Consider the following 12427-nt stretch of genomic DNA (forward strand, 5'->3'; position numbering starts at 1 on the left):
TCCATTCTTTTTATTCAAAAACTTTTAATCAAAAGCACAAACCCGCTGCACGCATCACCTTGTGACGAGGGGATTTATCCCCGTTGGGCTGCGAAGCGGCCCCAGCAGTGCTACCTGAAAACTGCGTATTCAGGTTTTACGACTGCTTCGCAGCCGAACGGGGATAAATCCCCTCGCCACAGTTGTTCATCCGTGTTGCTTAAGCAGTGGCGGCGCGTTGCGGCTGCTGCCACGACTCATTCGCCGTCTGATCCATCGCTTCCTGAATCGCTTTCTTGCGGTTGGCTTCTGCCTTGCGGCCGAAGTACCAGACGAGGAAGGTCACCAGCGACACCGCCAACAGAATCAGACTGGCCACGGCGTTGATCTCAGGCTTCACGCCCAGACGCACCGCCGAGAACACTTCCATCGGCAGCGTCGTCGAGCCCGGGCCGGAGACGAAGCTCGCCAGCACCAGGTCATCCAGCGACAGGGCAAACGACATCATGCCGCCCGCCGCCAGCGACGGCGCGATCATCGGAATGGTGATCAGGAAAAACACCTTGAACGGCTTGGCGCCGAGATCCATCGCGGCTTCTTCGATCGACAGATCCAGTTCCCGCAGGCGGGCGGAGACTACCACTGCCACATAGGCTGCACAAAACGTGGTGTGGGCGATCCAGATGGTGACAATGCCACGCTCCTGCGGCCAGCCGATCAACTGCGCCATCGCCACGAACAGCAGCAACAGCGACAGACCCGTGATCACCTCAGGCATCACCAGCGGCGCGGTGACCAGGCCACCGAACAGGGTGCGCCCCTTGAAGCGCGTCACACGAGTCAACACAAAAGCGGCGAGGGTGCCCAGTGCAACGGCGGCAATCGCGGTGTAGCAGGCGATTTCCAGCGAGCGCACCACCGAGCCCATCAGTTGCGTGTTGTCGAGCAAGCCGACGTACCACTTCACCGACCAGCCACCCCACACCGTCACCAGTTTCGAGGCGTTGAACGAGTAGATCACCAGGATCAGCATCGGCAGATAAATGAACATCAGGCCGAAGATCAACATGAACTTGGAAAAACCGAAGCGTTTCATCCCCGTGCCTCCATCTCTTTGGCCTGGCTGCGGTTGAACAGCAGAATCGGCACAATCAGGATCAACAGCATCACCACCGCCAGGGCAGACGCCACCGGCCAGTCGCGGTTATTGAAGAACTCTTGCCACAGCACACGACCGATCATCAGCGTCTCCGGACCACCCAAAAGTTCGGGAATCACGAACTCGCCAACCACCGGAATGAACACCAGCATGCAGCCGGCGATGATCCCGTTCTTGGCCAGCGGTACGGTGATTTTCCAGAAGTTGTTGAAGTTGCTCGAACCCAGGTCCGACGCGGCCTCCAGCAGGCTGCCGTCGTGCTTCACCAGGTTGGCGTACAGCGGCAACACCATGAACGGCAGGTAGGCGTAAACCACACCGATATACACCGCGGTGTTGGTGTTGAGGATCTCGATCGGGTGATCGGTCAGGCCAGTCCACATCAGGAAACTGTTGAGCAAACCGTTGTTGCTGAGAATGCCCATCCACGCGTAAACGCGGATCAGGATCGCGGTCCAGGTCGGCATCATGATCAACAGCAGCAGGACGTTTTGCGTTTCCTTGCCAGTCTTGGTGATGGCGTAGGCCATCGGGAAACCGATCACCAGGCACATCAATGTGCTCAGCGCTGCGACCTTCAGCGAACCGAGGTAGGCCGACAGGTACAGCTCGTCTTCGCCGAGCATGGTGTAGTTGCCGATGTTGAGCATCAGCTGGAATTTCTGTTCGGCGTAGGTGTAGATCTCCGAGTACGGCGGGATCGACAGCGCGGCCTCCGAGAAGCTGATCTTCATCACCAGGAAGAACGGCAGCATGAAGAACAGGAACAGCCAGATGAACGGGATGCCGATGACGAACTTGCGCCCGCTGGGCACCAGGCGCAGGCACTGCTGATTGAAGGTTCTCATGAGCGCAGTACCACGCCGCTGTCGTCTTCCCACCAGACGTAGACCTTGTCGTCCCAGGTCGGGCGCGCGCCACGGCGTTCGGCGTTGGCCATGAACGACTGGACGATTTTGCCGCCGGGCAATTCGACGTAGAACACCGAGTGACCGCCGAGGTAGGCGATGTCATGCACCTTGCCTTCGGACCAGTTGTAGCGGAACTCCGGTTGGGTGGTGCTGACGAGCATTTTTTCCGGGCGGATCGCGTAGGTGATCGACTTGTCCTGCACCGAGGTGCTGACCCCGTGACCGACGTAGATCTTCTGCTGCAAGTCCGGGCTGTGAATGATCGCGTGACCTTCAAGGTCTTCTACCACGGTGCCGTCGAAGGCGTTCACGTTGCCGATGAACTCGCAGACCATGCGGCTGACCGGGGCTTCATAGATGTCGACCGGGCTGCCGATCTGGGCGATCCAGCCCAGGTGCATGATCGCGATGCGCTCGGCCATGGTCATTGCTTCTTCCTGGTCGTGGGTCACCATCACGCAGGTCACGCCGACGCGCTCGATGATCTCGACCAGTTCAAGCTGCATTTGCGAACGCAGCTTTTTATCCAGCGCGCCCATCGGCTCGTCGAGCAGCAACAGCTTCGGACGCTTGGCCAGCGAGCGGGCGAGGGCGACGCGCTGACGCTGGCCGCCGGACAGCTGATGGGGTTTGCGTTTGGCGTATTGGGTCATGTGCACCAGGCGCAGCATCTCTTCGACGCGGGCGTCGATTTCGCTGGCGGGCAAACGGTCCTGCTTCAGGCCGAAGGCAATGTTCTGCGCCACGGTCATGTGCGGGAACAGCGCGTAGGACTGGAACATCATGTTAATCGGCCGCTCGTATGGCGGCATGTCGGTGATGTCCACACCGTCGAGCAGAATCCGCCCTTCAGTCGGGCGCTCGAAACCGGCGAGCATGCGCAGCAGGGTCGATTTGCCCGAACCGGAGCCGCCGAGCAGGGCAAAGATTTCGCCCTGATGGATCTCCAGGGACACATCGTCCACAGCGGTGGTTTCGTCGAACTTCTTGGTGACACGGTCGACTTTCACCAGAACCTTTTTCGGTTGCTGATGACCTTCAAGTGCCTTCCTGTAAGTGCTGGAGGCGTTTGCCATGTGAAACTCCCAACAGGTTTCGTTCGCTCGGCCAACGCGGCCGGGCTTAAGTGGATTGCAAGCCTGCAGGTGCATTCCCGGTCGGATCACATCCCCCTGTGGGAGCTGGCTTGCCAGCGATGGCGGTGGGTCAGTCACCATTAATGTTGAAGGTGACGGCCTCATCGCTGGCAAGCCAGCTCCCACAGGGTTTTGCATTGTTCTGACAGGTATTGCACTTACCGATCCGGCTTGTTCGGCGCCGCCGTCCTGGCTGCCTGGGTCGTGCTTGTTGTTATTACGGATGTTGTTGTTCACGAATGACGGATGTGCGCAGGCACACCCGACTTCCGAGGGGGCAGTAAATCGTTACGTATTCTTGGGTTGAGTCAGCGCTGGTTGCGTCGCGCCGCCCGTTGCCGGCAAGCCTCACCGAACGCCTGGAAAATCTTCAGGTACGGCGGGTTGTCCAGCACTTGCCATTCCGGATGCCATTGCACGCCGAGGGCGAAAGTCGGGCTGTGCTCGACCGAGATCGCCTCGATCAGGCCATCCGGCGCCACGGCTTCGGCACGCAGGCCGGGGGCGAGGCGGTCGATGCCCTGGCTGTGAATCGAGTTGACCTGGAACTCGCCCGGCAATCCCAGCGCTTCGAACACACCGCCGCCGAGTGCTGTCACGGCATGGGCCGGTGCGTATTGCACGGCGACATCCGGACTGTCGGCCTCGCGGTGATCGAGCATGCCCGGCAACTCATGCACTTTCTGGTGCAGGCTGCCGCCGAACGCCACGTTCATTTCCTGGAAGCCGCGGCAAATGCCGAGCACCGGAACGCCCGCCGCGATGGCTGCACGCAATAAAGGAAGGGTGGTGGCGTCCCGCGCCGGATCGTGATCCGTGCCGGGGGCACTGGCCGGGCCGTGATAGTGGAAGGGCTCCACGTTCGAGGGCGAGCCGGTCAGCAGCAGACCGTCGAGTTGACCGAGCAGGTCTTCGATTTCAGTCAGGTTGCCAAGGGAAGGAATGACCACTGGAAGCCCCTGAGCGCCAACGCTGACAGCACGTACGTACTTGTCGCCGCTGATGTGATAGGGGTGCAGGCCAATCTGTTTGACGCACGCAGTAACGCCGATCAATGGCTTGAATGCCATTTTTATTCACCTCGAAGTTTGACACTTGAACGAGCTTTTCCGGAGCTTAGCCTCGTTGATTTTAATTAACAACTGCCATGTAAAAAATTCTAAACGCCGCTCATCAAATCTTCATGAATTCCGGCCTTGTGGCGCCTGTGTTGGCACGGGAGTGTTAAAAAAAGCCCGAAAAATAAACGCTGAACGGCCAGGTGTTCGCTATTGACTTCACTTTGCCTTTCGGATTGACTGGCTCGGCGAAACAGCAGTGAACATAATAATTAACAGCTAAATAGGTGCATCATGTCGGTCCCTCTGCGTACCGTTCAACTCAACGAAGCAAACGCATTCCTTAAGAAATATCCTGAGGTTTTGTACGTCGACCTTCTGATTGCGGATATGAACGGTGTGGTGCGCGGCAAGCGCATCGAACGCACCAGTCTTCACAAGGTTTACGAGAAAGGCATCAACCTGCCGGCCTCGCTCTTCGCTCTCGACATTAATGGCTCCACGGTGGAAAGCACCGGTCTGGGCCTGGACATCGGCGACGCTGACCGCATCTGCTACCCGATCCCGGGCACCCTGAGCATCGAGCCGTGGCAGAAGCGCCCGACTGCACAACTGTTGATGACCATGCACGAACTGGAAGGCGAGCCGTTCTTCGCCGATCCGCGAGAAGTGCTGGCCAACGTCGTGCGCAAGTTCGATGAGATGGGCCTGACCATCTGCGCCGCGTTCGAACTGGAGTTTTACCTGATCGACCAGGACAACGTGAACGGCCGTCCGCAGTCGCCACGTTCGCCGGTGTCCGGCAAGCGTCCGGTGTCGACTCAGGTGTACCTGATCGACGACCTCGACGAATACGTCGACTGCCTGCAAGACATCCTTGAAGGCGCGAAAGAGCAGGGCATCCCGGCTGACGCCATCGTCAAGGAAAGCGCCCCGGCGCAATTCGAAGTCAACCTGCATCACGTCTCCGACCCGATCAAAGCGTGCGATTACGCGGTCCTGCTCAAGCGTCTGGTGAAGAACATCGCCTACGACCACGAAATGGACACCACCTTCATGGCCAAGCCGTATCCGGGCCAGGCGGGTAACGGTCTGCATGTGCACATTTCGATTCTGGACAAAGAAGGCAACAACATCTTTGCCAGCGAGGATCCCGAGCAGAACGCCGCGCTGCGACACGCGATCGGCGGTGTGCTGGAGACCCTGCCTGCGCAAATGGCTTTCCTCTGCCCGAACGTCAATTCGTACCGTCGTTTCGGCGCGCAGTTCTACGTACCGAACTCGCCGAGCTGGGGCATCGACAACCGCACCGTGGCCGTGCGCGTGCCAACCGGTTCGCCGGACGCCGTGCGTATCGAGCATCGGGTCGCCGGTGCCGACGCCAACCCGTACCTGCTGATGGCGTCAGTGCTGGCCGGGATTCACCACGGCCTGACCAATGAAATCGAGCCGGGCTCGCCGGTCGAAGGCAACAGCTACGAGCAGAACGAACAGAGCCTGCCGAACAACCTGCGCGATGCACTGCGCGAACTGGACGACAGCGAAGTCATGGCCCGCTATATCGACCCGACGTACATCGACGTGTTTGTCGCGTGCAAGGAAAGCGAGCTGGCCGAGTTCGAGAACTCGATCTCCGACCTTGAGTACAACTGGTATCTGCATACGGTGTGATGGGTTCGGGCCTTTAAAAGCCGAAGAGCCCCTCACCCTGACCCTCTCCCGGAGGGAGAGGGGACTGACCGGGTTGTATTGAGATAATCAGCGACCTGAACGATCGAGTCGATTATGGATTCGGCAGCGATCTTTCAGGTCGGCGAAGATCCCAAGCAACCCCCAATCGGTCCCCTCTACCTCCGGGAGAGGGCCAGGGTGAGGGCAGCCATCTCAAGCCAGACACAACACCCCCGACACCCCCAATCCCCCCCTTGTCGAGCCACAACAATGACCACAACCCGCAACGACTGGGAACAGCGCTTCCAGTCCCTGACCATCGAATCCCGCGCCTTCATCAACGGTGAATACCGCCCGGCAATCAGCGGCGCCACCTTCGAATGCCTGAGCCCCGTCGACGGCCGTTTCCTCGCCTCCGTGGCCAGCACCGACGAAGCCGATGCCAACCTCGCCGTCGAAGTCGCACGTCAATCGTTCAACTCCGGTGTGTGGGCCAACAAGGCCCCGGCCGAACGCAAACGTATCCTGATTCGCTTCGCCGATCTGATCCTGCAACACCAGGAAGAACTGGCGCTGCTGGAAACCCTCGACATGGGCAAACCGATCAGCGACTCGATGAGCATCGACATCCCGGCGACCGCCAACGCGATCCGCTGGAGCGCCGAGGCCATCGACAAGATCTACGACGAAGTCGCTGCCACGCCGCACGACCAGCTCGGTCTGGTGACCCGCGAGCCGTCCGGCGTAGTCGCCGCGATCGTGCCGTGGAACTTCCCGCTGATCATGGCCAGCTGGAAATTCGCCCCGGCCCTGGCCGCCGGTAACTCGTTCATCCTCAAGCCTTCGGAAAAATCGCCGCTGACGGCGATCCGCATCGCGCAACTCGCGCTGGATGCCGGCATTCCGAAAGGCGTGTTCAACGTCCTGCCGGGCTTCGGCCACACCGTCGGCAAGGCGCTGGCGCTGCACATGGACGTCGACGTGCTGGCCTTCACCGGCTCCACGGCGATTGCCAAGCAACTGATGATTTATGCCGGGCAAAGCAACATGAAACGCGTCTGGCTCGAAGCCGGTGGCAAGAGCCCGAACGTGGTGTTTGCCGACGCCCCGGACTTGCGCGCAGCAGCCCAGGCGGCGGCCGGCGCCATTGCGTTCAACCAGGGCGAAGTGTGCACCGCCGGTTCGCGCCTGCTGGTCGAGCGTTCGATTCGCGAGCAATTCATTCCGCTGCTGGTGGAAGCGCTGCAAGCGTGGAAACCCGGTCACGCCCTCGACCCGGCAACCACCGTCGGCGCCGTGGTCGATCAGCGTCAACTGGACAACGTGCTGCGCTACATCAGCATCGGTCGCGAGCAGGGCGCCGAGCTGATTGCCGGCGGCCAGCGCACCCTCGAAGAAACCGGCGGCCTCTATGTGCAACCGGCTATCTTCGACGGCGTGACCAACGCGATGACCATCGCCCGCGAAGAAATCTTCGGCCCGGTGCTGTCGCTGATCACCTTCGACACCGTTGAAGAAGCGCTGCAGATCGCCAACGACAGCATCTTCGGCCTCGCCGCCGGCGTCTGGACCAGCAACCTGAGCAAGGCGCACACCTTCGCCCGTGGCCTGCGGGCCGGCAGCGTGTGGGTCAACCAGTACGACGGCGGCGACATGACTGCGCCGTTCGGTGGTTTCAAACAGTCGGGCAACGGTCGCGACAAATCGCTGCACGCGTTCGACAAGTACACCGAGCTGAAAGCGACCTGGATCAAGCTCTGATTTTCTACAGCGGTGGTCGCCTTCAATGGGCGACCCTCGGAGAACAATAAAATGAAGCAACAACACGTCAACAGCTACTACGCCGCCACCCGCAACGAAGTCATCGACTTCCCGACCCTTGAAGAGTCGGTCGAGTGCGACGTCTGCATTATCGGCGCCGGCTACACCGGCCTGTCCTCGGCGCTGTTCCTGAGTGAAGCGGGCTATAAAGTGACCGTGCTCGAAGCGGCGAAAGTCGGCTATGGCGCCAGTGGCCGCAACGGCGGGCAACTGGTCAACTCCTACAGCCGCGACGTCGATGTGATCGAAGAGCGCTACGGCGAAAAGACCGCAGAAATTCTCGGCAGCATGATCTTCGAAGGCGCCGACATCATCCGTTCGCGGATCAAGGAATACGACATCAAATGCGACTACCGCCCGGGCGGCATTTTCGCAGCGATGAACAAGAAACAACTCAACGGTCTGGCCGAGCAGAAGCGCAATTGGGAACGCTACGGCAACCGCAATCTGAAGATGCTCGACGCCGCGGACATTCGTCGCGAAGTCGGCTCCGACGCCTACGTCGGTGGCCTGCTCGACATGCAGGGCGGTCACGTGCATCCGCTGAACCTGGCCCTCGGTGAAGCGGCAGCTATCGTGAGTCTGGGCGGCAAAATCTACGAGCAATCGGCTGCCGTCGAAATCAAATACGGCGAACCGAATGTCGTGCGTACCGCCAAAGGCCAGGTGCGCGCCAAGTACCTGCTGATCGCCGGCAACGCCTACCTGCCGCAAGGCCTCGACAACCGCGTGACCGCGAAAAGCATGCCGTGCGGCTCGCAGATCGTCGTCACCGAGCCGTTGACCGAGAAACAGGCGCGCAGCCTGATCACCAACAACTACTGTGTCGAAGACTGCAATTACCTGCTGGATTACTACCGCCTGACGGCCGACAACCGTCTGCTGTACGGCGGCGGTGTGGTTTACGGCGCGCGTGAACCGGACGACATCGAACAGCTGATCCGGCCGAAGATCCTCAAGACCTTCCCGCAGCTCAAGGACGTGAAAATCGACTACCGCTGGACCGGCAACTTCCTGCTGACCATGTCGCGCATGCCGCAATTCGGCCGCATCGAGAAAAATGCCTACTACATGCAGGGCTACAGCGGCCACGGCGTCACCTGCTCGCACCTGGCCGGCAAACTGATCTCGGAAATGATCCGCGGCGACGCCGAACGCTTCGACGCCTTCGCATCGCTGCCGCACATGCCCATGTTCGGCGGCCGCACTTTCTCGGCACCACTGACCGCCCTCGGCGCCGTCTACTACTCGCTGCGCGACCGTTTCGGCATCTAAGTTACCTCCCCGGCGGCGGCCCCCAAGGCCCCGCCGGTTTTTTACCTGCCAGTGCAGCCACCCTCACTCCCGCTGACACACCACAAAACCTGTGGGAGCTGGCTTGCCTGCGATAGCGGTCTTTCAGCAAAAGGGATGTTGAATGTGCCACCAATCGCTGGCGAGCCAGCTCCCACAGGTTTTGCATTTACTTCGCAATTAGCACCAGCAGGCTCTTTTACCGCACCGTCCATCGAACCTGCTGAGCAACACCGACAAACGTGATTTAATAGCCGCCTTTCACGGTTCCGGGACACGGGAGCAACGTGATCCGCGCCCTCGGCGCGTCACCCGCCACCCACCCCCATCGCCCTTAAGTCGTTCTCACATAAGGCAGTCATGGATACGGGTTCTCGACTCAAACTAGTACGCGAAAGCTACAAACTCTCCCAGCGCGAGCTGGCCCGGCGTAGCGGCGTGACCAATGCCACCATCTCCCTGATCGAACAGAATCGCGTCAGTCCCTCCGTCAGTTCACTGAAAAAACTGCTCGAGGGCATCCCGATGTCCCTGGCCGACTTCTTCACCTTCGACCAGCCACCGCGCGAACACCAATACGTGTTCCGTGCCAACGAACAGCCAGATCTCGGCCGCCATGGCCTGCGCCTGCTGCTGATCGGCGCCTCCGTGCCGAGCCGCCAGATGCGCTTGCTGCGCGAGCAATACGCACCGGGCGCGAGCTCCGGGGAAGAGCCGATTGTTCACTCGGAAGGTGAGGAGTGTGGGCTAGTGACGCGCGGGACGGTTGAGTTGACCGTGGATGGCTCGGTGAGTGTTTTGAATGCGGGGGATGGGTATTACTTTCCGACGACGCTGCCGCATAAGTTCCGCAATATCGGGGCAGATGAGGCTGAGATTATTAGTGCGAATACGCCGGCTAACTTCTAATCGCTGTTTAAATTAGGCGCACGTTGTGAATAAATCCGACACCTTTTACTGGGTTTCGGATTTTTTTTGCGTGGATGAAATGTTTGTAGGGTGCAGGGTTTTGATTTGTAGGAAGGTTCTGAATAGGTGCGTGATGAGGCGAGGTTAAGGATGTTATGGCTCTTCTGGAATGTTTACATTCCTGGTGGTTGATCGTAAGCCATTTTTTGATTGTCCGTAGAGCTTGATTTTTTGGGTGTTATAGCTATGTGAGGGAGCGGGATGTGCAATTAAAGGATCTTCGGTGTTTATCTCGTGTTTATTGTCTAATTCTTGCTTCTTCACTTTTCTGGAGTGTGATGGTCTTAAACTGTATTGGTCAGTTTATAAGGCTTGAGGGCGATCTGGTTTGGGTAGTGTTTTTTGTTGTTTTTGCTCTATTTGCTTTGCATGGTTTTATTTTTTCTGCTCTATCGCTTCGCAATATATTCGATGGAAAAGTGATTGAAGAAAAGCACTATAATTTACGATGGGTGTTAATCGAAATAGTCTTTTTATCTGGAATATTGGCAATTGCTTTTGTTCCTTTTATGATGGGATTTGATTTTTTTAATGGTGTTTCGTACTGGGTAGTGGCGTCTTTTTTGTTTGTTTCTTTTCTAGGATCGTTTTGCTATTTAAGCTTTTTTCAGCGTTCGTTTCGCTCTCACCGTTGACGGGAGTGCGGGCTTGTTACGCGGGGGACTGCTGAGTTGACCGTGGATGGGTCGGTGAGTGTTTTGAATGCCGGGGATGGGTATTAATTTCTTACGACGTTGCCGCATAAGTTTAGGAATGTTGGGGTAAATGAGGCTGACAATTGGTTTTTAATGGTTTAATACGGGTGGTGTCGTGAAGTTGAACATTCGATTTCTGTGTCAGGTTGTCCTTCTGTTCTTTTTAACTATCGCATTTAGTTTTATTTTTACGTTGGTTGTAATAAATTTTTTGAGTCAGATTTTACCGCTGGAAGGACTGGTCAGGAAATTTACTGAGGGCTTCATGCTTCTGGTTTATCTGTATGTAAATTTCTTCTACTGCTTTCCCGATCAGGTAGCTGAGTTGCGAGGTCGGTATGCAGGGTCTAGACGCTATCCTGCCTGGGTAAGGCATTTCATCGCTGGCAGTTGCGCACTTATATTTGAAGAGGTCGCTTATTACTTTATTAGCGATGCTTGGAGCTTGTCAGAAGTGCTGTATAGGTTGCTGAGTTTTTCGGTGTTCTTCGCTTTTTACGGATATTTTATGTCCGGGAAAGAATTTAAAGGTGGGCGGTGATTTTTGTTGTTGGTTTGTTGGGTGACTTCGTTGTCGATGTTTCTAATAGTGATGCCGTCAATCAAGGCCTCAAATGCGAGCGATATTTTTCCCATTCTCTTATAGGTTCGCTCATAATTCATAGGGTCGCGAATGAATAGCTCCACTGAGTCGGGTTTTCGAACTGGTTGAAGTATGCTGAATATAGAGAGCCCTATGTCAACACCAAAATAGGCAATATTTCCACGGGAAGAGTCACCCGCTAAGAATTGATAGAGTTTGCGGATTGGACCAACTACTGCTGGGTTTTCAGGGCCGTAGTAAATGTTTGCTAGTCCTTCATAGATATTGTTAACTCCATGTAATGAATAGGCGGTGCCGGCCACTGCGTTTTTTGGTGTTCTGGAAGCGAAATGTACTGAGGCGATTTGGATTTGCATCATCCCCGCGGCAACACCTACACCGTTTTGAGCATAGAACGATACTTTGTTCAATAAGTCAGAGTGTTCCTCCCTGAGCTCCTGCAGCCCTTGTTTGGCACTCATAAAACCTTCATCCACCGCCCGAATAACCTCATTCGCATAATCCGAAACGATCTCGCTAAATCGAAGTTGGCTGAAGCTGTCATACAACTGAGTCGCGCCGATCTGGCACCCGAATGCGACCAGATCGGAAGCAGCCCGGGTGACGTCGTTGATGTCACACGAATCCTCATTCATCGTTATTTCCCCAACTGCTGAAGCCGCTTGTGCCCGCCTGGATATGGGTCCAACTGATTTCGCGGTAAGTGAATGACACCAATTCCTGTGGCTGAGCGTCGTTCAAATGGATGGCGTGAGGAACCTGGAGGTTGATGTGGGCGATTTTTGCGCCGCTTATGTGGATTTTGAAGTATTTGTCTTGCGTGCCAGCGGGGGAGGTTCGGTAGAAAAAGATGGTGCAGTCCAGCACTTCGCGTTCGTGAAGTGCGGCGGAGAGGAGGGGTGAGGATTTGTCGATGTTCTTGGTGATCATGATTGGCAAGTGCTTGCCACGGTCGGCGCTGACGCCGCCGTTATTGCCGGTAGTCATGTTGTGGGAGTAGGCCAGAACCATGATTTCGTCGAGGTGACCTAACTGGCATTTGTTGCCGATTGAATCGATATCGGAGCAGCCGGCCGAGATAAGCCCTTGACGGTTTCCGGTAATGCTCAGGTAGCTGTGGTTGGCCATGGA

The 12427-nt window shown here is 57.1% G+C and carries 11 protein-coding genes and 1 pseudogene; 6 read left to right on the forward strand and 6 right to left on the reverse strand.

All coding sequences use genetic code 11. The features are described from left to right. Positions 1-199: 199 nt before the first annotated feature. From PseuLF5_RS00610 to PseuLF5_RS00625, 4 genes are all read right to left on the reverse strand, one after another. Positions 200-1075, reverse strand: a complete 876-nt coding sequence (locus PseuLF5_RS00610; RefSeq protein WP_003226106.1) for an ABC transporter permease subunit — start codon at positions 1073-1075, stop codon at positions 200-202. Next, positions 1072-1953 carry an ABC transporter permease subunit gene (locus tag PseuLF5_RS00615; protein WP_340133256.1) on the reverse strand — a complete coding sequence of 294 codons (882 nt, stop codon included), beginning with the start codon at positions 1951-1953 and terminating at the stop codon, positions 1072-1074. Before PseuLF5_RS00615 ends, PseuLF5_RS00610 begins: the two co-directional genes overlap by 4 nt. Positions 1954-1982: 29 nt before the next feature. After that, positions 1983-3125, reverse strand: coding sequence for a polyamine ABC transporter ATP-binding protein (gene potA / locus PseuLF5_RS00620; protein WP_095136575.1), 1143 nt, complete (start codon positions 3123-3125; stop codon positions 1983-1985). A gap of 368 nt (positions 3126-3493) precedes the next feature. Beyond that, positions 3494-4255: a gamma-glutamyl-gamma-aminobutyrate hydrolase family protein gene (locus PseuLF5_RS00625; protein ID WP_128614798.1), complete on the reverse strand. Its 762-nt coding sequence runs from the start codon at positions 4253-4255 to the stop codon at positions 3494-3496. A gap of 282 nt (positions 4256-4537) precedes the next feature. Between PseuLF5_RS00625 and PseuLF5_RS00630 the strand changes: the two genes are divergently transcribed. The 6 genes and pseudogenes from PseuLF5_RS00630 to PseuLF5_RS00655 form a co-directional block, all read left to right on the forward strand. After that, complete coding sequence (locus PseuLF5_RS00630; RefSeq protein ID WP_222832625.1) at positions 4538-5914, forward strand: glutamine synthetase family protein; 1377 nt, start codon at positions 4538-4540, stop codon at positions 5912-5914. A gap of 270 nt (positions 5915-6184) precedes the next feature. After that, a complete protein-coding gene (locus PseuLF5_RS00635) occupies positions 6185-7675 on the forward strand; it encodes an aldehyde dehydrogenase (protein WP_103370534.1) in 1491 nt (496 codons plus the stop codon). 51 nt (positions 7676-7726) lie between these two features. After that, the gene (locus PseuLF5_RS00640) at positions 7727-9010 is read left to right on the forward strand and encodes an NAD(P)/FAD-dependent oxidoreductase (RefSeq protein ID WP_340132674.1); all 1284 of its coding nucleotides are present in this window, start codon (positions 7727-7729) and stop codon (positions 9008-9010) included. Between the two features lie 378 nt (positions 9011-9388). Next, positions 9389-9937: a cupin domain-containing protein gene (locus tag PseuLF5_RS00645; RefSeq protein ID WP_042558757.1), complete on the forward strand. Its 549-nt coding sequence runs from the start codon at positions 9389-9391 to the stop codon at positions 9935-9937. Between the two features lie 263 nt (positions 9938-10200). Then, positions 10201-10632: a hypothetical protein gene (locus PseuLF5_RS00650; protein WP_340132675.1), complete on the forward strand. Its 432-nt coding sequence runs from the start codon at positions 10201-10203 to the stop codon at positions 10630-10632. A 3-nt stretch (positions 10633-10635) separates the two neighbouring features. Further along, positions 10636-10716, forward strand: a pseudogene (locus PseuLF5_RS00655) (XRE family transcriptional regulator); the annotation flags it as partial. A gap of 471 nt (positions 10717-11187) precedes the next feature. On the opposite strand, the gene PseuLF5_RS00660 reads toward PseuLF5_RS00655, so the two are convergent. Both PseuLF5_RS00660 and PseuLF5_RS00665 read right to left on the reverse strand, forming a co-directional pair. Then, on the reverse strand, positions 11188-11931 hold the full coding sequence (locus PseuLF5_RS00660) for a DUF4225 domain-containing protein (RefSeq protein WP_340132676.1): 744 nt from the start codon (positions 11929-11931) through the stop codon (positions 11188-11190). Further along, on the reverse strand, positions 11924-12424 hold the full coding sequence (locus tag PseuLF5_RS00665; protein WP_340132677.1) for an Hcp family type VI secretion system effector: 501 nt from the start codon (positions 12422-12424) through the stop codon (positions 11924-11926). The genes PseuLF5_RS00660 and PseuLF5_RS00665 overlap by 8 nt, the downstream gene beginning before the upstream one ends. Between the last annotated feature and the right edge of the window lie 3 nt (positions 12425-12427).

It is taken from the genome of Pseudomonas sp. LF-5, assembly GCF_037626295.1.
Classification (GTDB): domain Bacteria; phylum Pseudomonadota; class Gammaproteobacteria; order Pseudomonadales; family Pseudomonadaceae; genus Aquipseudomonas; species Aquipseudomonas monsensis.